The organism is Phaeobacter sp. NW0010-22, from assembly GCF_040365955.1.
Classification (GTDB): domain Bacteria; phylum Pseudomonadota; class Alphaproteobacteria; order Rhodobacterales; family Rhodobacteraceae; genus OMPR01.
This window is the reverse complement of record NZ_BAABWT010000010.1, coordinates 52,221-73,740: the sequence shown is the minus strand read 5'-3', so window position 1 is coordinate 73,740 and position 21,520 is coordinate 52,221. Positions and strand designations below refer to the sequence as shown.

Sequence of the window (21,520 nt, the reverse complement as noted above, 5' to 3'; positions counted from 1 at the left end):
TGATAAACGTTTCAGAACGCCAGGGCGATATATGGAAAAGTGGCATTGTGGCAGTCTGGATCATGTCGGTGGTAGCGACCAAATCCAGTGCCCACGCTTCTGTTTCGCCTGAACCTTCAACCGAGTCAGGTCATGGGTTGAGCTGAGATGGTCGAGCAGATGTTGGACACGTCTCAGCGCCATCACGCCACCGAGTACCAGGGCGGCATTTTGCAGGCCCTCATAGTTCTGGGAAAGAAAGAGAAAAAGAGCCCGGATTGCAGGCGAGATTGGTGTTGTATGCATAGCGATTACTCCATTGTTTGCGTACCACTTCGGGCAGCTCAAGAGGGGGATCGGAGCGTTGCTTGGATGTTCCTTTTCTGGTTTCGGGTGGCTTTGTTTTTAGCGCGGTCTCACCCAGAGGACTGCGCTGAAAACAAAGTCATTCGATGCGTGATATTCCCCTTATGTCCAATTTGTTGACATCGGGTCTTCGAATTCCTGGAGAAGATCATTTTGCGTCGCGTTGAACACCCGCTGATGAACGCTGACGCCTTTGTAATGATCCGGCGTGTTCGGCGAATACTGATCACAGAGGATCATGGCCTTCGTCAGGCCCTCTTCGCGTTTCGCGCCAAAATGATCATGCATCATTGTTCTTGATATCGTCGCACCGGTGCCGGCGGTATTTGCCCAGACGCGGCTGACATAGGATTTTGCCGCTGGCATACCGTTGGGATGGACTAAAAGAGGTCTTTGCTCTTGTTCTGCTTTCTGCCGGAGGGCCTCGAGGTACTTCGGATCGTTGTCCTGCAGCAGGAGTGCATCAATGAAGCACGACATCCTGGGGTGGATCGACGCTGGAAATGTCCTGCGCCCGTCGAGCAATGCCGTTTTCCCAGGCTTGAAGTTGCGAAACCGATAGCGCCCACGATCCCAGAACTGCGTTTTTCCAAACACGATGCGATGCCAGTCCCGGCGCAAGGGCAGTATCGCCGGCAAGCCGAGAGCGGTAGCGCGATTGCGCAAAATGTGACGCTTTCCGGGCCTACCGGAGTTTACCGTCTTGTCCAGCAGTGCAATCGCCTCGCGGATGATGTCAGCGGGGCTGCCAAGCCCGTGCATTCTGTCGTATTTCAGCTGGGTCACCGTCAGTTCTTCGTCTCGTAGTGTTGCCAACGTCTTTTCAGTGCCGACATAAGACCTTCTGGGTAGGTGCCCGTGAGGCGCGCAAAACGTTCCAGCTCTTCCCATGTGGCGCGAAGGGTGGCTTCCCGAAGCAGCTGAGCGGGAAACCTGGCCAAGAATGCCTCCGCTAAATGCTGGGGGTTCGGCTCCCGAAACTGCTTCTTCCAGAGCTTTCAACCTCTTGAAGAGCGTCTTCGCATGAGCCCAGATGTAAATTTTGTTGCCGCCCTCGAGGATGACGTGGGCCGGTTCTATGAAGTTGCCCGCTTTGAATTTTTCCTTGAGTGCATCCGATTGCTGCTCGGCTGCCTGAGTCAGCTCGTCACCGCTCATGAAAAAGCCGGGCAGGAAATCGTTGCGATCGTAGTGACCGCGAGGATTCCGTGAAAACCTAAGGAATTGATGTGGGAGGAATTGGCGACTGCGTTCACCGAAGACATACATTGGAGGAACGGTGATCGCGCCTTCTTCGATCTTTGTTCAAATCCTGAGCGGAGGATCCGAGTTCGACAGCTGCCTCGGCAAGCGTCATCAGGTTGTAGGTCATTGGCTCGATATCAGCCTCCGCAAAATCTTCCACGCGGTTGCGCGACATTTCAAGCCATTTGCCAAGTTGGGTGACATTGGCAGCGCCGGTGAAAGCGGGTTCTGTCTCTTGGATCATTTTGATCTCCTGTTGTTCTGCACAGGAGGTGGGTCCGTCTGATGCACCGCAAAAACTGCTTTGGTAGCTAAGTTTGAAACTGCACTACAGCCAATCTTTGACCCATCCTGGGCCGAGAAGTTCTTTTTCTTAATTTGCCAGCGACTTCACTTGCTTCCCGGGTGTAGGTTCGGGCATAATTTTGCACTCCGACGTGAACGTTTGGGGAAGAATGAGACGCGGCAAGCCCCAGATTAAAGGAAGTAGCAGGCGCAGCACTCGTGAGTATGGGCGGGGCCGGACATTCGCTAGGCGCTGCGTCAAAGCCCGCTTTATGCGGAGCAAATCAAGTTTGGCAGGCTTCTGGAAGATAGAGAGAGCGATGCCACAGATCATCCATGACACGGATGACCAGATTCAGATCGATGGGGCCGTCGCTCTCGTCCCAGCCCGACAATCTGTTCACGTCAGATAGCAGCGTGTCGGACATATTGATCACCGCACGCGCCTTCAGGCGCACGAATGCATGGTCGGCGTCTTCAGACGTTGTCAAACCGCGGCGCTCCAGGTCCCGCACAATTCGCTCGGACCAGATACGGTTTACCGACGCCATGCGAGAAACAACGTCGGCGTCTTCGCGCAACAATATCTCTCGGGCTTCCAGAAGACGGGGATTACGGGCAGCGAGCATCACCGAGTAGGTATTGGCCCTGTGTATCGACTCGCGCAGGCCAAGGCCACCGCCGCGCGGCCGGTGGATGCGCATCAGGGCCCAGTATTTGCGCAGCACCGCCTTGATGATGTCTGATCGACTGTGAAAGTAGAGATAGAAGGTGCCACGCACCATTCCAGCGGAGCTGACCAGGTGATCAACGGTCAGAGAATCGTAGCCGACTATTTCGATTTCACGGGCGGCGACCGCCAGCAAGGCTGCGCGGGTGCGCACTCTTTTCCGGCGGCTTTGCATTGCGTGGGCGCGTTCCTCCAAAATCTCGGCAACGCTAAACCCCTCAGGAGGTGGCACTTTTTCTTGTAGCGAAACGGTATGATTGATCTGCATGAAATTTTATTGACATACTGTCCAATTTTGGTCAACCTTAGAAAATTAGACACAGTGTTCAAAAATGGATCACCTATGCAAGGATCACGCATTCACTTCGAAAAAGTCACCAAGTCCTTCGGTACCGCCATTGCGCTTTCTGATTTCAATCTCGACATTGCACCGGGTGAGTTCGTGACCTTGCTGGGGGCATCGGGCTCGGGCAAGTCTACCGCACTCAACATCTTGGCTGGGTTTTCCGACGCCACATCGGGCGAGGTCTACATAGACGGTCGTCCGATGACAGGCGTGGCGCCTGAAAACCGCAACGTCGGCATGGTGTTTCAGAACTTTGCACTGTTTCCCCACAAATCGGTGGCTGAGAATGTCGCCTTCCCGCTCAAGATGCGTAAGGTGCCCCGGGTTAAAATCGAACGCCGGGTGAAAGCCGCGCTGGAGATGGTACGTCTGGGCGAATTCGCCGCGCGCAAGCCGGCGGCCCTCTCGGGAGGTCAGCGCCAGCGTGTCGCTCTGGCGCGGGCTGTGGTGTTCGAGCCGCCGGTGCTGTTGATGGATGAATGTCTTTCGGCGCTGGACCTGAAGTTGCGTGAAGAACTGCAAGACGAAATCCGCCGTATCCACCGCGAGATCGGCACCACGGTTCTGTTCGTGACACATGACCAGACCGAAGCGCTGACCATGTCCGACCGGATTGCTATCCTGGAAGGCGGCAAGATTGTACAGATCGATGCACCCGAGGCGCTTTATGACCGTCCGCGCACCCGGTTCGTCGCCGACTTTATTGGCCAGTCAAACATGTTTGATCTGGCAACTGTGCAAAACGGGCAGGCCGATGTGCCGGATATGGGGATCACCATCCCCGTGGTCGACGCAAACGCCGTTGCAATCAGTCTGCGCCCGGAACGTATCCGCGTGGTCCTTGGCGATGCACCGGCTGACAAATCCGTTTTCGAAGGGGTCGTGGAGGACGAGACCTTTTTTGGCCCCGTTGTCGCGCAAACAGTGCGCCTGGCCTCTGGCCGGGTGCTGGACGTGCGCAGCCAACGCTCGGGGCATGACCGCCTGCCGCATGCAGGCGAAACCATCAGGCTGGCTTTCGATCCAGCAGATGCCGCTCCTCTGGCGGCGGACTGATTTTTCGGAGTTCAACGGGAGAGAACCATGAAACTCACCAAGACCCTCACTGCGTTCACGCTGGGCGCGACCATGGCGGCAAGTGCTGCCTTTGCTGAAGGCACCCTGACCTATGCAGGGTCGGGCGGTGGCCTGGCCCAGGTGATGAAAGGCGTGTTTGACGACCCGTTCACTGCCGAGACCGGAATTGCCGTGAATGCGTTGGCCACCTCTGACCGTGCTTCGGCGCTGAAGGCCATGCAGGTCGCGGGTAAGGTCACCTGGGACGTGACCGAGCTTAACCCGATCGAATACGCCACCGCGTCGCTTTCGGGCTGGCTGGCCCCGTTGGATTGGTCGGTTATGGACCCGAACAACGCGCTGCCGGATGACGCCAAACTGGCGGATGCCGGGATCGCGGCGACCTTCTCGACCGTCATGGCCGTGCGCACTGACAAATTGCCCGAGGGCAAGCAGATGACCTCCTGGGCAGATTTCTGGAATGTAGAAGGCTTTCCCGGTGGCCGCGCCTTGCAGAACCAACCGATCGACAATCTTGAATTTGCTCTGATCGCCGATGGCGTGGCCCCGGCGGATGTCTATACCGTTCTGGCCACCGAAGAAGGCCAGGACCGTGCCTTTGCCAAGTTGGACGAGATCAAGCCGCATATCGCTGTCTGGTGGACCGCTGGGGCGCAGCCGGTACAGATGCTGTCAGATGGCGAAGTTGCCTATACTTCTGCGTGGAACGGCCGCATCACCAAGCTGGCAGCCGAAGGTGTGCCGGTAACGATCAACTGGAATGGCGGTGGCATCAAGGCGTCCTACGTGGCCATCGTGAAGGGCTCCGAGAACGTTGAAGCCGGCCAGAAATACATCAGCTTCATGATGACCAGCCCCGAACGCGCCGCCCAGTTCGCCTCAATGGTGCCCTACCCGGGCATGGTGAAGGGTCTTTATGACCATATCCCGGCTGAAAAAGGCACAATGATGCCGACCCACCCCAACAATGTGGGCGATCAGTTCGTCACCAATGCCCTTTTCTGGGGCAAGAACCTGGGGCCCCTGAAAGAACGCTGGGAAGACTGGATCCTAGAATAATCCACCTCTCTCTTGGGTCACCACCACTCCACGGTGGCCCGCTCTTTCCTTTCGGAGCTGACCGATGAGCAAACGGCTAACATTACTGCCCGGCATTGCGCTGATCCTCATACTGTTCCTGATCCCCGTTGGGATCGTGTTTCAGCAGGGGCTGTTCGATCCGGCTTTCACGATCGAGCATTTCACCCGCTTTGCCACCCGCGGCGCCTATATGCGGATTTTCTGGAACACGCTTCAGGTGTCGGCGGTGGTCGCCTTGGCCTGTCTGCTGATCGGCTATCCGATCGCCTATTTCATCGTCCGCCAGCCCACTGCACGCCGCCCGTTCCTGATGTTCCTGGTGCTGGTGCCGATGTGGATGTCGATCCTGGCGCGGACCTATGCCTGGATGGTGGTGCTGGGCAAGGAAGGCATCATCAACCAGACGCTGATAGCACTTGGCATCATCGACACACCCATTCAAATGCTATTCACCACCGGTGCGGTCTATGTGGGCATGGTGCAGATCATGTTACCGATCCTGATCGTGACCTGTTTTTCATCCATGACCGAGATCGACCAATCGCTGCTGCGCGCGGCCCGGATCATGGGCGCCAGCCCACGCAAAGCTTTCCGTGAAGTGTTCCTGCCCCTTTCCGCCGAGGGCGCAATCACCGGCACGCTGATCGTGTTCATCCTGTCGATGGGATTCTTTATCGTCCCCGCACTGATAGGCGGACGCAAGGACACGATGATGGCCAACGTCATCAGCGGACAGGTCAGCCAGACCAATTGGGGCTTTGCCGCCGCCCTGGCCATCGTGCTTCTGGCCGCTACCCTTTTGATCCTGACACTTGTGCGCGGTGCCTCGGCCAAGCTGGTGCACCACCATGAGGAGGCCCACTGATGCGTGACAGAAATTTCCTCTTGCCGGTCTTCTACTTGCTGGTCGTTCTCTTCCTGTTCTTCCCGATCCTGATCGTGGTTCCAATCTCCTTCTCGAACGGGCGCTTTCTGAGCTTTCCCCCGGAAGAATTCGGCCTGCGCTGGTATCGCGCTTATTTCTCCGATCCGGTGTGGATGTCGGCAACATTCCGTTCGCTGCGCGTGGCGCTGGGGGCCAGCATCCTCGCCACCTTTGTGGGTACGCTTTCGGTTGTCGGACTTGGCCGTCGCCGCACCAAGACAAGCGGCTTCCTGACCGCCATCTTTGTGGCCCCCGCCATCGTGCCCAACATCATCGTCGCGCTGGGTGTGTTCATCTTCGCCATTCGCCTTGGTGTCAGCGACAAAGAATTCACCCTGGTCTGCGCCCATGCGGCGATTGGCCTGCCATTCGTGGTGTTGATGGTCGGTTCGGCCTATCGCCAGATCGACCCGACGCTGGAACGCGCGGCGAGGATCATGGGGGCCGGTCCGGCGCGCGCGTTTCTAACGGCCACTCTGCCGCCGTTGACGCCGGCAATCCTGTCGGCCGGTATCTTTGCTTTCTTCGTCAGCTTTGACGAGCTGATCATCTCGCTCTTCCTGATGTCGAGCGCCGAAACCCTGCCAATGCGCATCTGGAATGACCTGCGCTTTGAAATCAACCCGACCATTGCTGCCGTCAGCGTGTTCTTCGTGCTGGTGACCACCGTCGCCATGTCAAGCACCGAACTGCTGCGCCGCCGCGCAGAAAAGAAAAATGCGGCCTGACCGCATAAGACCGGAGACCCGACATGCTGAGATACGAAAAATCCGGCCATATCGCCACGATCACAATCGACAACCCGCCGGTGAATGTCTTCACCCCTGCGATGCACAAGCAGATGTTTGAGATCTTGCAGGAATTCAACGCAGACCGAGATGTTTACTGCGGTATCCTGACGGGCGCCGGGGACCGGTCGTTCAGCGCCGGAGACGACATCAAATCGAAACGCCCCGACCGCACCCGCGAAGAGGTTGTCGAACGTCATCTGACCCCGTCACGGTCCTTCGACACCGAGGAATATCCAGGGTGGGAGCATGAGGTCATGACCATGCAACGCTACAAGCCCATCGTGGGTGCCGCGAACGGATACTGTTTCGGGCAGGGTTTCATCTATTTCAACCTGCTCACCGACATTCGCTATGCCGCGACCACCGCAGTTTTTGGAATGCCCGAAATCGCCTATGGGATGGGTGGAGCCGGCGCAGCCTTGTCGCTGGGTAAGATGATCCCGCATGTCGCCGCAATGGAATTGCTGCTTCTGGGCGAGAAGATAGACGCTGAAAAAGCCCAGAGACTGTTCCTAGTGAATGATGTGGTTGCCCCCGACAAGCTGATGGAAAAAACGCAGGCGGCTGCCGAACGCATCGCTTCGCATCCTCCCTTGGGTATTCGGGTCGAGATGGAAAGCTATCAGCGTGGCTTTGACATGAGCCGTTCTGACAGCATGGCCATGGCCGGCCACATGTACCGTCTGGCACGCTCAGTACAGCCAACCCAGCCACCTCTGGCCGATCAGGATGCGGCGGAATGATGACACATCCCGGACAGATTGAAGTGGAGAGTCTGGCTACTGCGTTGGATGCGACCGGCTTTCCTGAGAACCTGCCCACCTTCTGCGCAACTCAGGCAGAAAAATACGGCGATGCGATTGCCATCGACTATTTCCAGGATGGTGTGCAGCTCAGTTATCGCGCGCTGCACCAACGGTCGAACCGAGTGGCCGCCAACCTGCTGAAGCGCGGCTACCGCAAAGGTGCGCATATCGCGGTGATGCTGCCCAACGGCCCGGCCTCGGTGCTGATCTGGTTTGCGATCATGAAGATCGGCGCGGTGATCGTGCCGGTGAACACCGCTTATCGCGGCAAGGAGCTTGATTTCATCCTCAACCAGTCTGACGCACAGGCGTTGATTATCGGGGACCAGTTCCAGGAAGCCTTCCGGGAAATGAAAGCCTGCCCCGACCTGCTGAGCGATCCGATTGTCGTCCTGAGCGGCGAATTGGGTGGCCTGGAAAAAGGCGGCGAACTGGTCAAATTCGACCCCGGCTACCCGGTCACAGCGACCGACCTTGCCAATCTGCAATACACGTCAGGCACCACCGGCTTCCCCAAGGGCTGCATGTTGGCCCAGGACTATTGGCTCGTGCTCAGCCACTCGATTGCCCAGGTGCACAATCACTACGGCAACACGCGCCTGTTCTTCTGGGCCCCGTTTTTCTACATGGACGGGCAATGGTCATTCCTGTCCGCCATGGCGACCGGAGGCACTGCGATTATCGCCTCTAAGATGAGCCTTACGAAGTTCCTTGGCTGGATGCATGAACAAGACGCTCATTACTGTGTCCTGCCGGAACCGATCCTGAAGGCGGTTCCCCCGACCACCGAAGATGCCAAGATACCCTTGAAATTCGTGCACGCATTTGGCTGGCGCCCTTCTGCCCGGGCCGAGGCCGAGGCCCGCTTCACCCTGGTGGCGCGCGACAGTTTTGGCATGACGGAAGTCGGCCCCGCGATCATCTGCCCCGAGGCAAGTGGGGAGAAGCTGGAGCAGAACACCTGCGGTGTGGCCGCCCCCTATCGTGAAACCCGTGTTGTAGATGAGAACGGCGCGGAATGTGCACCCGGAGAGCCGGGTGAGCTACAAATCCGCGGCCGAGGGATCATGTTGGGCTATTACAAAAGGCCTGATGCCAATGCTGATAATTTCGATGGCGACTGGTTCCGCTCGGGCGACTTGTTCGTCAAGGATGCCGATGGTTACCATCGCATCGTCGGGCGCCTGAAAGAAATGATAAAACGCGCGGGTGAGAACATCTCGGCGACTGAGATCGAAGCTGCCATGCGCGAAGCCACTGAAATTGCCGAAGCGGCGGCGATTTCTGTTCCTGATGAGATGAGGCGGGAAGAGGTAATGGTGGTCCTAAAGCTGGCAGACGGGTTTGGTGAAGATGACTTCACAGCCGAGCGACTATTGGACCACAGCACGAGGCTGGCTGCTTTCAAACGACCTCGATATTTCGCCTTTGTCGAGGAGTTTCCCCGAACCGCGACCAACAAGATCGCAAAGAAGCAGCTATCTGTGACACACCTGACCGGGAGCGTGTTTGATTGCGAAAGTATGAAATCGGTTGAGGCAACGAAAGCGAGAAATCTGATAGGCAGATGATTCTTGATACCGCGATTTCGATAGCCCCCACAATTTCAAACCGGACATTTTACAATGTCTTTGTGAAGGTCCGGTTTGGGCCGTACCCGGGTAGTCGCTACGTGTCGATGAGGCGGGTCTCCCTTGATAATTTTGCGTTTTTCGCTCACTTCCCGATCCCGTCTCTCCAAGCGTACATTAAATTGGCGGCATCCGCGCCAGCACGGTGCAAGGTGGGCCGGTTTTGCATGTTGCAATAGACTCAGTGAAGATGCCCTGGCACCATGCAGCCTTCACTTGAAAATGCGGCCCATACTGCTCCGTCAAAGTCAGAGATCACGGGGCAATGGTGGCCTAACAGACGATTCAGCCAGCGCTGATCGAATTCCGGCGCGTTTGAAAACAATGGCCTGTTTTCAACGGTGTCTGATGTCAGCGCTTATGGCTCCAAATAGGGTCATTTGCGAAATGCAGTTTTGCCGAAAAGCCATTGCAGTGCTCAATCTCTAAACGGGTTCCCCGGGGCACCTAAATGCGCCGGGGATTTTTCAATTAGTGACCGAACTTCTTAATCTCACCCTTTTCCAGCCGCTCTGAGTAGCTGTTAAGCTCTACCCGAACCAGCTTCATCAGGAAGTACAGAGCCAGAATGTTCACCACGGCCATAGCAAAGATTGCTGCATCAGAGAAATCGATGACCGGTCCCAGCGAAGCAGATGCGCCAATCACAATAAAGATGCAGAAAATAACTTTGAAAACCAGCTCAACCATTTTCCCCTCGCCAAAGAGGTAGGTCCAGGCTTTTAGGCCATAGTAGCTCCAAGAGATCATGGTAGAGAAGGCAAACAGCACCACAGCGATGGCCAGCACAAACGGGAACCAGCTGATTGTGGACCCAAAGGCCGCCGATGTGAGAGCAACACCTGTGTTGCCATCTACGGTTGCGATCGCCGAACCCGCTTCGTTCAGCATATAAACGCCGGTTGCTTCATCGATAACCAATTGCTGGGAAATCACGATGACCAAGGCCGTCATTGTACAAATGACAACCGTATCGATCAGAGGTTCAAGCAAAGACACAAAACCTTCGGTGATCGGCTCTTTGGTCTTCACGGCGGAGTGCGCAATCGCAGCCGACCCAACGCCTGCTTCGTTCGAGAACGCCGCCCGTTTGAAACCTTGGATCAAGGCCCCGACCATACCACCCGCAACACCCAAACCGGTAAAGGCACCAGCAAAGATTTGGCCGAACGCCCAACCGATCATGTCATAATTGGCGATCAGGATGATTAGCGCGGCGCCAACATACAAGATACCCATGAACGGCACGACTTTTTCCGTCACATTGGCGATGGATTTGATGCCACCTACAATCACGGCAAAAACCACGCCAGCGAAAATCAGGCCAGTGATCCAACCCGGATAATCGCCAACAATTCCGGAAATCTGCGCGTGGGCTTGGTTGGCTTGGAACATATTGCCGCCGCCTAGAGCCCCCAGAATACAAAAGATCGAGAACAACACAGCGAGAATTTTCCCACCGGGTAAACCAAGTTCGTTGAAACCCTTTGAGATATAGTACATCGGGCCACCAGACACGGTGCCGTCTTCGTATTCGTTTCGATATTTAACACCAAGCGTACACTCGGTGAATTTGGATGCCATCCCAAGCAAACCCGCCAGGATCATCCAAAAGGTTGCACCGGGTCCGCCAATGCCTACGGCAACCGCGACACCAGCGATGTTACCAAGGCCCACTGTACCAGACAGTGCTGTTGCGAGAGCTTGGAAGTGACTGACTTCGCCTGCATCATTTGGATCGGAGTAGTCACCTTTTACCAGCCGAATAGCATGGCTAAAAAACCGAAACTGGACGGCACCAAAGTAGATCGTAAAAACCGTCGCGGCAATGACCAGCCACATGACGATCCAAGGGAAGCTGGTCCCTGGAATGGGGGCGAAAATAAAGCCAACAAACGGCCCTGTCACTGTTGCAAAGGCCTGATTGACTTGTTCGTCTATGCCTTGGGCGAACGCGGCGGGTGCAGCGATGCTGGCGATAAATGCCGAGGTAAGTGTTCTAAAATATTTCATGATTGACCTCTATCCAACAACCGTGACGGGCACGTCTGCATGCATGACCAAGTTCTGTGTTGAGCTGCCGAAAATGCGTTTTGTGAATCCGTCATTCGAAACGCGGCCCACTATGATCTGAGAGGCGCCATGCTGGGTTGCGATCCGGTTCAGCGTCTCTGCAACATCGCCATGCTGCACCACGCCCGTTGCCTTGATACCGGCATCTTGCAAGGTATGGACGGCGGGGGTCACAACCCGCGTTGTCGCAATTTTGATCTCTTCTTCACGCCTTTTATGGCGTTTTTCGTTCTCTTCCGCGGTTTGGAAAGTGAAGGGGGACCATTCGACGACATAGGTTACGATCAACTCGCAATTTTCGATACGAGACGCGAGGTCTCGAGCGAAGGTTAGTGCGCGTTCACCGGTATCCGTGCCATCCAGTCCAACTGCTATTTTAACTGTCATTGGTCAGGCTCCGTGTTGGTTTTTCTTTTAGGTCGCCACCGTTTTCAAATCAGATGAAAGGCGATGGTAACAAGTTTAAGAATAAGTGATTATCACTAGAAATTGGTGATGAAAGCAGGGTATAAGCTGAAATAATCCCCATATACTGGCGCAAATTCAGGAAAAATCACTGATGAACAGGGAAATTGACAGCATAGATTCCAAAATCCTGGCAGAGCTCGAATCGGACGGACGACTGTCTATTGTTGAGCTTGCTCAAAGGGTGAATTTAACCAACACACCCTGTTCAGAACGGGTCAAAAGGTTGGAACGGTCCGGTTACATAACGGGGTATCGGGCAACGTTGGATTTGGACAAGCTTGGGCTGAGCCACCTAACTGTTGTGCAGGTTTCACTCACGGCAACAGGTGGGGATAACTCACTTGATGCGTTCAACAAGGCGGTCCATGCAATCCCCGAGGTCGAAAGTTGCCTCATGCTTGCAGGGGCTTTCGATTATCTGTTGATGGTCCGAACAAGAGATATGCGCCACTTTCGGGAAGTTCTGGGAGATAACATCAACAAGCTACCCGGCATCCTTCAAACGAATTCCTTTGCAGTGATGGAAGTTGTCAAAAATTAATTCGCGCCGCGTGGACCAATTGTGAGTTTTGGTTTTTATGCATCCGATTGGAGCGGGCGCAATAAATACTCTGAAAGGGGGCTGTTTCGGGCCGGTTACATATCCGAGAAACCGTCAAAGTTGCAGCCAAAATGATGCGTAAATATGATTGCAGCGAGTTTTAAACGCCCCAGGCCATCCGGCCGAAAGGCTGGTTAAGGCAAGCTGAACCGCAGCGTCCCAAGTGCGGCCCAAATGCATTTAAGTGCAGCTTTTTCTACCGGCCGCCCATATCTTTGAGCGATGCGAGAGGTGCTATCTGCAGGCTGCTGATCTGTATTCCTGGTGCCACACAGGCTGTAGGATTGAGCATAACTTTGAACCACAATTTCCAAGGCTGTTTTGCGTGTCGCTATCATTCATGGATAGTGAAACTTAGCTCTCCCCCGAAACTCTTGAAGAAAGCAAACGGCCCAAAGCCGGCGTTGAGCTAGGATATTTCCACCGGCACCGTTGGAAAGTTTACCAAATCGGTTAAGGCTTCAAAACCAGTCCACCCATTGCTTTGCGACTTTCCAGCATGTCGTGGGCTTTCCGGGCATCAGCTAATGGGACCGTCTGGGGGCTTTCGGAATGAAGAATTCCCAGTTCAAAGCTCCTGAACACCGCTTCCGCCATCGCGCGATATTGTGGTGGATCTGCAAGGTAGTGAAACAGGATAGGTCGTGTAACTGTCAGGGACTTTTCGGCCAGTGTGGTCATGGCCAAGGGTGCAACAGGACCGGAGGATTGCCCAAAATTCACCAAATGACCACAAGAGGCAAGCGTTGTGAGCGAGCCGGAAAAGGTATCCGCTCCGATGGAATCGTAAACCACGTCCACACCACGCCCATCTGTCAGGCGCAACACCTCGTCCTCAAACGCTGTTTCACGATACAGGATCGGGTGGGTGCAGCCGGACGCTTTGGCTATTTCTCCCTTCTCGGGAGACCCAACGGTGCCCAAAACTGTGACGCCTAGATGAGACGCCCATTGGCACATCAGCCGACCAACACCACCAGCTGCGGCATGCACGAGGATCGTCATGCCGGCATCCAACCTATGCACACGATTGGTCAGCATCTCCACGGTCAGCGCACGCAACAGTGTGGCGGCGGCCAAATCATCATCAATTCCATCTGGCAAAGGCACTGCGGTGTGCGCGGGTAGAAGGCGGTGTGACGCATAAGCTCCGTAGGGCGGGCCGGTAACATAGGCCACACGGTCGCCGACCTTGAGCCCCTCTACGTCTGCGCCGAGTTCCTCAACGACACCTGCTGCCTCACAGCCAAGGACCCCTGGGAGCGGGAGTGTCTTGTAGAGGCCAGACCTCACGTAGACGTCGTGAAAATTCACGCCAATGGACGTTTGCCTGACGCGTACCTCCTCTTTTCCGGGCGATGGCACATCAATGTCTTCGATGCACATGACGTCTGAGTCACCATAGTTTTTTATCACGATGGCCTTGGACATGTCCTTCGACCTCCTGTTTTGTTTGTCTTTTTTTCACCTCAACCGCGATGATGCCGGGATGGCGACCGAAGCGGTTAGCGATCATATTGCCGTGAATTGCGGTGCTGGAGGCCAGGACCAGGTCCGCGCGTGCCGGGCCATCTTGTTACGTTTGAACGTTCATTTCGCGCAAGGCAAACCCAAAACGCGCCGCATCTGTGACGAGGCGCGAGACGCCGTCATATGCGCAGGTCAACTTGGCCGAAGTGTTCAGTTCAAACATATCTTAAGCTTTGGATCTGGGTCATTGGTATTTGCCGCACCTTCTTGCAATAACAGGTAGTTCATCGTCGAGGCCGTATGGCGAAATGTCATCGCGTCCTGATAGTCGGGGTCGGTAAACCATGCTTCGAGGCCCGCCTTACTTGGAAACTCGAGGATGACCATGCGACTTTCATAGTCCTGTCCCTCGACGCAGGTGACCTCTTCTCCAAGGGTCGAAATTTGCCACCGTATTTCTTAATAATCGGTGGGGTGCGGCTGGTGTATTGCTTGTAGGTTTCAGGGTAGGTGATTGTCATCAGTGACACGATATATGCGGGTATGTGGGTTTCTGTTTTAGGCCTTGAAGTCAAGTGCCGGTGCATTGGTATAATTGATGCCATTCTACACAATCAGAAGTTCCATTGTAGGCTCGGCTCTGCGCAGCACGGCCACTTTCAGATAATCAGGGTCGGCAAAAAGGCCTTGGCGGCGGCTTTGTCTGACCATCACGCATGACGTGCAGCATGTGCCTTCTAAACTGGTCAATTTCCAGCCGCTTGCCTTCGGACCCCATGGCGCGCATCGCCCAAGACAGACCTGCATTCGCGGCGGTATTGGCGAATTTCTTGGCGTGTGCCGCCGCGAGTGTGGCTGGTTGATTTGCCTCAAATAGACGCGCCGTTTGGAACATCAACGCACGGCTGGGTTCCAACTGGGTCAGATGATCGGCTAAGGCCCACTGTTTGCCTTGTTGGTTCAGCGTGTCCGCGCCGAACATCTTTCGCTGACTGGCATAGGTCAAGGCGGTTTCAAGCGCGCCCATAGCGGAAGCAAAGCCAGTGCCCGCATAAAACATTATCGCCTGTACAGAGAGCGCAACTTGGTCAAACTTAACATCGTAGACTTGGGCAACATGACCAGAAATCATTCCATAGGGCGCGCCCTGAGAGACGCCTTCAGCAGCCGGGTCGATGGCAAAGCAACCCATGCTCTTGGCGCCTTGGCCCTCATCGCTCATGGCAAAGACCGCCAAGACATCAGCCACCGCGCCGATCTTCTCTTCAGAAATCAGGTCTGGAAGCAGCCGATACCCGCTTTGGCAAACTCCTCGACCATCATTAGGAAATCAGTGGCAGTTCCGCCATTTCCCCCTAGCTCGTTTGAGACAAGAAATCCGCCAAACCCTTTCGAGGCCAGCTTTACCACCTCATGAGGATAGCTACGGTCGCGTTCCCATTGCTCGGCATTCTCAAAGATGTAGCAGCGCGCAAAGGCACTGGCCCTGTTGCGCAAGTCTGCATCGAAGCCTGTCAACGGATCAGATACGAGGGGGAGAGCAGTTGGGTCATGGCATTTCTACCTTTTTGGGGTCATCGCGATGACGCGTCAAACATCCGCTGAAGCACTATTTTGTCGGCGATCTTTGAACTTGGCCGCCCAGCCTCATCTGCGCGGTCAAGGATAGTCAGGATCGTATATTAGAGCCTCAGGATGTGTCGGGTTGATGCGTCGCGCGATGGCGTATCAATAATCACCGTCGAGGCCAGATCATCGCGCCCGCGTTGAGAACATAGTCAGGCACATAGGTGATGCAGCGCTCTTGCAGCGCTGCCCTGTGGCGCAGTTCGGCAAGTTGGTTGTTCGCCAGACCACAGATCGCGCGGGCTTTGATGTCAGGTAAGGTGAAATCGTTGATCCCGTCGCTCATGGTACTTGGCGCGATACTGTTGACATCCTGCGCATGAATGGCATCAGGCGCGACAGGCGTTGCGCCGCAACGTTCGAGCATGCCGCGTACGGCCATCTCGTTCACATCGGCAACGATCAGTTTGGTACCAACTTCGTGTAGCTGCCGACACAGATCGCCACCTGTTTGTCCGAGCCCCTGAACGGTGACGCGCCCACCTGATAGATCATTGCGCCCGAGCGCGTGGTTCGCAGCGGACGCAGCCCAATAGCGCCCACCGAGATCCTGAACATGTCGCGAGAAGGCGCGCAATAGATCAGGTTTGTTCGCGCGCGATGGGTCCGCGTTGATCACCGATTTGCCGCCGCCCAATGGTAGTCCCGCTATCGAGTTCTTGAAGCTCATCCCTTTGGACAGGCACAACACATCCGTTAGCGCCTCGTCCGTCGAGGCATAGGGATGCATTCTGCAGCCGCCAGCCGCCAGCCGCCAGCCGCCAGCCGCCAGCCGCGGGGCCAAGAGCGGTCGAGTGCACCGCAATGATCCCCTTAAGAGGTCAGCGTTCTGGTCAGTGTTCAGTTGTCGCGCCAAGGCCCTTTGGATATCGAAGAATTCCTGACGGCCATTCGAAATTTACCTGACCTTACTGAATGCCTATTGGTGGCTAGGAACCTAGGCTACATCCTGCAGTTCAGCGCGACAGATGTCGAAGCCCTTAAGGACTTCGTTCTGACCAAGCTGAAAACCATTCCTTGCGCGTCTGAGACAACAATGCTCATTTTGGAAACCGTCAAGTCGACCGGAAAAACAAAGCGGGTGGTGAAGGGGTGCGCAACGAATGTCAGCTTCTCGTCCGATGTTTCGGTAGGCAAGGATTACTCTGGGCTGATAAAAACTTGGACGTGAGCTGGATCCGTTGAATTTGACTACGAGAACCGCTTGAAGCGTAGCTATGCACATGGAGAGGCCTTGCAAGGTCAAAACTTAGTCTTTGGCTTGCATGGGGATCACGCCGCATACTGGCCGCTGGACAGCCGCAAGTTTTTGGTCCGCTTTTGTTCAAAACTGATGGCTGCTCTATGTGGCTCTCGCAAAGTTTTTTCCATGCACCAGAGCCGCCCTCAATGAGGAAACTTCTCAAGCGTCATTAATACGACCCGTTTCGCATGCGAGCCCTCGCGAAACATGGCATCAACAACGGATAGGGCAGGGAAGTCAGGCCAGGTCTCACGCAACTCGAGCATCAACGCTTGAGCTTTACGGTCATCTGTCATTTGATCAAAGGCAACTGCCTGTAATAGCAATGAAGGCGGGCTTACAGGCGCCCCTGATGCAGCCGCGCCTTTAAAGGCCTCTACCGTTTCCGGATAGTTGCCCAGCATTAGTTGTGATACCCCCCAAATGTTTCGAGAGCCAAATCGCCCAGTGCCTTCGCGTAAGCGCGTTGGATCGCTCGCTAGCGCCGCAAGTTCAGCATCGTCTGCGACAATGGCCGTCATACCAACAAGGTCGAGCACGTGGCCATCATTTGGGGCCAAGTCAAACGCGATATGGGCATACTTCAGGGCATGGGCATATTCGTGGGTGGCCGCTAGAGCAAATGCTTTAGAACCGTTAGCCCACGCATCAGTGGGCGCAATTTGGAGCGCTCTATCAGCCGCTGCTTGAGCGTCAAGAAGGAACGTTTCAGCCGCATCTTGGTCAGGAGAAAACATGCCCATAACTGTCAACGTTTGCGCGGCACCAGCATGGCCGCTTGAAAGAGCGTCATCCAGTTCAATTGCATGCCGAAACATACCGAGCGCTAAGGCTTGCCGCTTCAAGTCAAAAACTGGAAACAACATACCTTGAGCTTGGTCTGAGATATTCGCAGCTTGCAGGGATAGAATGGAATGCTCTCTTAGAGCCTCGCGCGCGGGACCCTCATTCTTTGCTGGAAAAGGCAATTCTAGGTTTGGCTGCATCTGTAAGAAAGCGAAAAGTGCTACCAAACCAACTAAAGGCACAGCCAAAACTGCTGTAAGTCTCGGCCAGCGCAGCGGCCGTGCCGGTTCTTCCGTAGATTTAGGCGGTTGATCAAGGGTGTCTGCAAACTCGAACCTGGGACAGTATCCGCCAGGGTCTACCGCGATGTGTACGGCATCACTGCTTCCTTCGGTGTCGTAGTACTCTGTGAGCAAACGCCGTAACCTGCGCGCTTCAACCCGCACCAAGTTTATACCTGCATCCCCCTTAAGCTTGCGATGATAAACATCAACAGCAACGGATTTGCCCCGAATGCCGCCGCCTCTTCCGGCGCTGGCTTCGCTTACAACGTAGGTCAAAAACTCTTGCAAACGGGGGGAGGCTAAAAACACCTTGCTCGAAACAACACGATCCAACTCTGCTGCAATCGCCTCGCGCTGATTTGCATCAAACGTCTGATTTGCAAGAGGTATTTGGACGTGGCTCACGGCCAACTCACTCCAAACTCACTGTGACTTACTTGTTGAAATTTCAAAGCTAACAAATCCTATCGGTGATCCAATCGTATTGTTCATCGGTGCAGAGTCAATGTCCAAACTCGAAGCAGATTTGCCACTATTAGCGTCGATAGTTCGAGCGCGTGCGCCTGAAAACAAGGCCATTCTCGAAGCATTGGAGGATTATGAATTAGCCTGCGCCAAAGAAAAGGACGGCACTATGCGCTTGGATGAAAAGGCCGAGTGGAGCCGTATCCGAAAGGAAGTCGCAGCTGAACTTGAAAGGCTGATCTCGCGTCAATCTAAATCAGGGGGCAATACATGATACGGGTTCTTCTGGCGGAATTGGGACGCCACAGGGTGATCATACGGCTCTGGTTTGCAGCTTGGCTAGTTTTGTCAACCGCTGCGCACGCAGGTGCCACAGAGGCGCGCAATCTGAACTGGGATGACTTGGTGCCTCGGGTACAGAAAGTACAGAACCCCTTCGAAAGCTTAGAATTTCGCCAAACCAATGATTTGGCAAAACTGTACCGCCTTGAGGCAAGTCAAAATAGCACCACAAGCGAATTCACGAAATCGCAAGCGGTCGAAATTCGCGCGCGGCTCAAAGCTGATGGATTGGATCCCGATTGGTTGTTTAAGCAACGGGAGCGATTGATGCAGGAGCACACACGCCAAGCGAGTGCTCCTAACCCCGAAGTCATAGCACAGATTGTGCGGGTGCCTGGATATATCATTCCACTTGAAATGAAAGGCACACTGGCTGTCGAGTTCTTGTTGGTGCCAACCGTTGGCGCTTGCATCCATACTCCCCCACCTGATGCCAACCAGATGATTCACGTCCGCTACCCCGACGGATATCAAATTCGCGGGCTTTATGATCCGGTTTGGATCATCGGTGAACTGCAGGCCGAAAAACAGGTTGAGCTTGTAACCTTATCTGACGGCCAGCTTAGCCTCGAGACCACCTACAGCATGAAGGCCAAAGGTATTGAGCAACATAGGTAAGGCGCGAAAACCCTTGCGAATCCATAGAGATCTCATTCCGAAAAATCCGAACAGGAGGAAAAGATGATAAATATCAGAGCATTGAGCGTAGCGGCACTCGCTTCGCTAAGCTTGTCTGGCTGGGCCAACGCGCAACAAGCCCCAGAGTTGGGAGAACCATCGTCACAAGAGGATATCCAGAAAGCTCTAACTGGCGGCGTGCCAAATGGACGATGGAAAGAAGGGTTGATGTTTGAGGGGATATCCCCACAGCCATGGCTGACAAGCGCCGCGAACTGGTTCCCCGGCTCTGAGGAGGTGCAGCCCGAGGAAATGCGGATCACCTTTATGGGGACCGCGCCTATTCTCCGCCCCGGTCAGGCCAATACATCTGTTTTTGTTGAATTGGGCAACGGCGACAATTTCATCTTTGACATCGGCGAAGGCTCTGTAGCGAACTACCAAGCCGCTCGTGTTGCGCTCAATGAGATGACAAACATCTTTATCACTCACCTTCACGTCGATCACTTTGGCGCATTGCCATATGTATGGATGTTCCGCACGTGGAGCGGCGGCTGGCATGAGCCATTGCGTATTCACGGCCCATCAGGCCGTACGCCCGAGTTTGGCACCGCGGCGATGGTCGAAGGTATGAAGATGATGACGGCTTGGCACCGAGATGCCTTTAGCGTTTTTCCGGCAGGTGTTGGTTGGGACATCGAAGTCAATGAATTTGATTTCCGCGACAACGGTGGGATCATCTACGACGAAAATGGCGTCACCGTGCGTCATTGGCAGCGCAGCCACGCCAAAGACGGTGCCACCGCCTATCGTCTCGATTGGAATGACTTGTGTTTCGTCTGGACCGGCGACGGCCGTCCGAATTTGCTGGATGTTGAATATGCCAAAGGCTGTGACGTCTACATCACCGAGCAACAACAGGAAGTGGTTGAAATCAACTCCGGTGTACAGGGTGTACCGCCTTTCCTTGCCCGCTACACGATCGACACACACCACACGCCAACCTACGCGGCCGGCTATATTGCCAACTTGATCCAACCACGTATCTTCATGACCACACACATGAGCTATGACAAATACTTGCTGGAAGAGTCGGTCGCCGAAATCCGAGAGCACTGGAAAGGCCCGTTCCACTTTGGCGCGCCAGACGGGATAGTTGTCAACGTAACGAAAGACCAGATCTGGGTGCGTGAAGGCATTCTCCCGGAATTCCCCAACGTGCGCGCGCCACAGTTTGACTTTACAAATGAGCAGTTGGTTGTCCCAGCACCGCCTCATGCCCGTGAAGACATTCAAGAACCGTTCATCCGTGAAAGTGAATTGGATCCGGATCTATACTACCCAGAAGGCTACAAACCGGAATTGCTTGAACACTGGCCCGTTGATGGGGATCTCGTTGTACCCATGGAAATGCTGCCTGAAAACTTGAAAAGCAGCATGGGTGCCGCTTGGCGTCATCGTGAAAAGAACCGCGCAGTGTTGAAGGATATGGGCAAGTTCTAAGGAGCGAACAACTTCATATTCTAACACTGAAGGCGGCACTTAACAGGGGTGCCGCCCGCTTTTTATCCGACGCTCAATTGCCTGCACAGTTTCTACTGAGCAGCCATTGCTTCAGACCATAGATAAAGTGCGCTTCCCGCTCTTTATTTTGTTTAAACAAGTCCGTTATAAGCGGGACCCGGTCAACCGGTGAGGCTGATCAGAGCACTAACGGCAGCCGTTCCGTCACCCAGCGCGGAAAGCGAGTGCAGGCGTTTTGTGACTGTGGCGAATTCCTCTGGATCGCCGTGGTCGCGAAAGAAATTTAGGTTAGGCTATCCGTCAACATTCGGATAAATGAACCCGTTCACTGGATAGAATTTGCCATACTGCCCTGGAAGGCTTTCGACACGGACTAGCGTCCAGTCATTGTGTTTGGACACGTCTTTCACGCCCATTTTCAACGACACTTTGTTGCGATGCCAGTTGGCGTGGTTCACGATGATTTCCCGGTCAGTCACAATGTCGGACACGACCGCAACATGGCCCAGTGGCATCCCATTGGTCGCGCGAAACGACATCACTGCGCCGACATCCGGTTCAGTGCCCCGTTCATAGGTATTGTGCGCCTTACCCCACCAGGTCTTGGCGTTGCCGCGAATTTCAACGCCGCTGAGGTTTCGTGCGTAAGGCACGCACCACACCCTTTGTCCACGGGCTTGCTTTTGCGAGACCTCTAGCAACGCCATCGACTGACGTGCCGGATCGAGTTTCGCATAAGTCGTGTTTTGAGCGCAGGCA

General features: G+C 54.9%; 23 protein-coding genes and 1 pseudogene. 11 read left to right on the top strand and 13 right to left on the bottom strand.

The features are described 5' to 3' along the window. Positions 1 to 447: 447 nt before the first annotated feature. The 3 genes from ABWV33_RS19635 to ABWV33_RS19625 form a co-directional block, all read right to left on the bottom strand. On the bottom strand, positions 448 to 1,503 hold the full coding sequence (locus ABWV33_RS19635; RefSeq protein ID WP_353333195.1) for a hypothetical protein: 1,056 nt from the start codon (positions 1,501 to 1,503) through the stop codon (positions 448 to 450). A gap of 94 nt (positions 1,504 to 1,597) precedes the next feature. Continuing rightward, the gene (locus ABWV33_RS19630; protein WP_353333193.1) at positions 1,598 to 1,834 is read right to left on the bottom strand and encodes a hypothetical protein; all 237 of its coding nucleotides are present in this window, start codon (positions 1,832 to 1,834) and stop codon (positions 1,598 to 1,600) included. A 325-nt stretch (positions 1,835 to 2,159) separates the two neighbouring features. Further along, positions 2,160 to 2,873 (bottom strand): TetR/AcrR family transcriptional regulator, encoded by a 714-nt coding sequence (locus tag ABWV33_RS19625; RefSeq protein WP_353333191.1) that lies wholly within the window; start codon positions 2,871 to 2,873, stop codon positions 2,160 to 2,162. 75 nt (positions 2,874 to 2,948) lie between these two features. Here ABWV33_RS19625 and ABWV33_RS19620 point away from each other — a divergent pair, with 75 nt between their 5' ends. The 6 genes from ABWV33_RS19620 (at position 2,949) to ABWV33_RS19595 (ending at position 9,201) form a co-directional block, all read left to right on the top strand. Next, complete coding sequence (locus ABWV33_RS19620) at positions 2,949 to 4,007, top strand: ABC transporter ATP-binding protein (protein WP_353333189.1); 1,059 nt, start codon at positions 2,949 to 2,951, stop codon at positions 4,005 to 4,007. Between the two features lie 27 nt (positions 4,008 to 4,034). After that, positions 4,035 to 5,087, top strand: coding sequence for an ABC transporter substrate-binding protein (locus tag ABWV33_RS19615; protein ID WP_353333187.1), 1,053 nt, complete (start codon positions 4,035 to 4,037; stop codon positions 5,085 to 5,087). 64 nt (positions 5,088 to 5,151) lie between these two features. Beyond that, positions 5,152 to 5,973, top strand: coding sequence for an ABC transporter permease (locus tag ABWV33_RS19610; protein ID WP_121997432.1), 822 nt, complete (start codon positions 5,152 to 5,154; stop codon positions 5,971 to 5,973). After that, complete coding sequence (locus ABWV33_RS19605) at positions 5,973 to 6,761, top strand: ABC transporter permease (RefSeq protein ID WP_353333185.1); 789 nt, start codon at positions 5,973 to 5,975, stop codon at positions 6,759 to 6,761. The genes ABWV33_RS19610 and ABWV33_RS19605 overlap by 1 nt, the downstream gene beginning before the upstream one ends. A gap of 23 nt (positions 6,762 to 6,784) precedes the next feature. Beyond that, positions 6,785 to 7,567, top strand: a complete 783-nt coding sequence (locus ABWV33_RS19600; protein ID WP_353333183.1) for an enoyl-CoA hydratase/isomerase family protein — start codon at positions 6,785 to 6,787, stop codon at positions 7,565 to 7,567. Continuing rightward, complete coding sequence (locus ABWV33_RS19595) at positions 7,564 to 9,201, top strand: class I adenylate-forming enzyme family protein (RefSeq protein ID WP_353333181.1); 1,638 nt, start codon at positions 7,564 to 7,566, stop codon at positions 9,199 to 9,201. Before ABWV33_RS19600 ends, ABWV33_RS19595 begins: the two co-directional genes overlap by 4 nt. Before the next feature lie 531 nt (positions 9,202 to 9,732). Here ABWV33_RS19595 and ABWV33_RS19590 read toward each other — a convergent pair. Both ABWV33_RS19590 and ABWV33_RS19585 read right to left on the bottom strand, forming a co-directional pair. Then, on the bottom strand, positions 9,733 to 11,274 hold the full coding sequence (locus ABWV33_RS19590; protein ID WP_353333179.1) for an alanine/glycine:cation symporter family protein: 1,542 nt from the start codon (positions 11,272 to 11,274) through the stop codon (positions 9,733 to 9,735). 9 nt (positions 11,275 to 11,283) lie between these two features. Continuing rightward, positions 11,284 to 11,721 (bottom strand): universal stress protein, encoded by a 438-nt coding sequence (locus ABWV33_RS19585; RefSeq protein ID WP_353333177.1) that lies wholly within the window; start codon positions 11,719 to 11,721, stop codon positions 11,284 to 11,286. A gap of 172 nt (positions 11,722 to 11,893) precedes the next feature. On the opposite strand from ABWV33_RS19585, the gene ABWV33_RS19580 reads away from it, so the two are divergent. Beyond that, positions 11,894 to 12,343, top strand: a complete 450-nt coding sequence (locus ABWV33_RS19580; protein ID WP_113822858.1) for an Lrp/AsnC family transcriptional regulator — start codon at positions 11,894 to 11,896, stop codon at positions 12,341 to 12,343. Between the two features lie 513 nt (positions 12,344 to 12,856). On the opposite strand, the gene ABWV33_RS19575 is transcribed toward ABWV33_RS19580, so the two are convergent. The 6 genes and pseudogenes from ABWV33_RS19575 to ABWV33_RS19550 all read right to left on the bottom strand — a co-directional run bounded on the left by ABWV33_RS19575 (position 12,857) and on the right by ABWV33_RS19550 (position 16,283). Next, on the bottom strand, positions 12,857 to 13,834 hold the full coding sequence (locus ABWV33_RS19575; RefSeq protein WP_353333175.1) for a quinone oxidoreductase family protein: 978 nt from the start codon (positions 13,832 to 13,834) through the stop codon (positions 12,857 to 12,859). Positions 13,835 to 14,083: 249 nt separating this feature from the next. Further along, on the bottom strand, positions 14,084 to 14,317 hold the full coding sequence (locus tag ABWV33_RS19570; RefSeq protein WP_353333344.1) for a DUF1330 domain-containing protein: 234 nt from the start codon (positions 14,315 to 14,317) through the stop codon (positions 14,084 to 14,086). A gap of 8 nt (positions 14,318 to 14,325) precedes the next feature. Beyond that, a pseudogene (locus ABWV33_RS19565) lies at positions 14,326 to 14,460 on the bottom strand (hypothetical protein); the annotation flags it as partial. A gap of 80 nt (positions 14,461 to 14,540) precedes the next feature. After that, on the bottom strand, positions 14,541 to 15,122 hold the full coding sequence (locus ABWV33_RS19560; protein WP_353333173.1) for an acyl-CoA dehydrogenase family protein: 582 nt from the start codon (positions 15,120 to 15,122) through the stop codon (positions 14,541 to 14,543). A gap of 23 nt (positions 15,123 to 15,145) precedes the next feature. After that, complete coding sequence (locus ABWV33_RS19555; protein WP_353333171.1) at positions 15,146 to 15,370, bottom strand: acyl-CoA dehydrogenase family protein; 225 nt, start codon at positions 15,368 to 15,370, stop codon at positions 15,146 to 15,148. 238 nt (positions 15,371 to 15,608) lie between these two features. Further along, the gene (locus ABWV33_RS19550) at positions 15,609 to 16,283 is read right to left on the bottom strand and encodes a Glu/Leu/Phe/Val dehydrogenase dimerization domain-containing protein (protein ID WP_353333342.1); all 675 of its coding nucleotides are present in this window, start codon (positions 16,281 to 16,283) and stop codon (positions 15,609 to 15,611) included. Positions 16,284 to 16,328: 45 nt separating this feature from the next. On the opposite strand from ABWV33_RS19550, the gene ABWV33_RS19545 reads away from it, so the two are divergent. Beyond that, on the top strand, positions 16,329 to 16,670 hold the full coding sequence (locus tag ABWV33_RS19545) for an Lrp/AsnC ligand binding domain-containing protein (RefSeq protein ID WP_502930926.1): 342 nt from the start codon (positions 16,329 to 16,331) through the stop codon (positions 16,668 to 16,670). Positions 16,671 to 16,885: 215 nt separating this feature from the next. On the opposite strand, the gene ABWV33_RS19540 is transcribed toward ABWV33_RS19545, so the two are convergent. Further along, a complete protein-coding gene (locus ABWV33_RS19540) occupies positions 16,886 to 18,145 on the bottom strand; it encodes a tetratricopeptide repeat protein (RefSeq protein ID WP_353333167.1) in 1,260 nt (419 codons plus the stop codon). 172 nt (positions 18,146 to 18,317) lie between these two features. Between ABWV33_RS19540 and ABWV33_RS19535 the strand changes: the two genes are divergently transcribed. The 3 genes from ABWV33_RS19535 to gntH all read left to right on the top strand — a co-directional run bounded on the left by ABWV33_RS19535 (position 18,318) and on the right by gntH (position 20,740). Next, positions 18,318 to 18,551 carry a hypothetical protein gene (locus ABWV33_RS19535; RefSeq protein WP_181824529.1) on the top strand — a complete coding sequence of 78 codons (234 nt, stop codon included), beginning with the start codon at positions 18,318 to 18,320 and terminating at the stop codon, positions 18,549 to 18,551. Further along, positions 18,548 to 19,237 (top strand): DUF3299 domain-containing protein, encoded by a 690-nt coding sequence (locus ABWV33_RS19530; protein ID WP_353333165.1) that lies wholly within the window; start codon positions 18,548 to 18,550, stop codon positions 19,235 to 19,237. Before ABWV33_RS19535 ends, ABWV33_RS19530 begins: the two co-directional genes overlap by 4 nt. A gap of 63 nt (positions 19,238 to 19,300) precedes the next feature. Further along, positions 19,301 to 20,740, top strand: a complete 1,440-nt coding sequence (gntH, locus tag ABWV33_RS19525; RefSeq protein WP_353333163.1) for a guanitoxin biosynthesis MBL fold metallo-hydrolase GntH — start codon at positions 19,301 to 19,303, stop codon at positions 20,738 to 20,740. 314 nt (positions 20,741 to 21,054) lie between these two features. Here the strand turns inward: gntH and ABWV33_RS19520 are convergent, their stop codons facing one another. Next, positions 21,055 to 21,414, bottom strand: coding sequence for a CHAP domain-containing protein (locus ABWV33_RS19520; protein ID WP_353333161.1), 360 nt, complete (start codon positions 21,412 to 21,414; stop codon positions 21,055 to 21,057). Positions 21,415 to 21,520 lie beyond the last annotated feature (106 nt).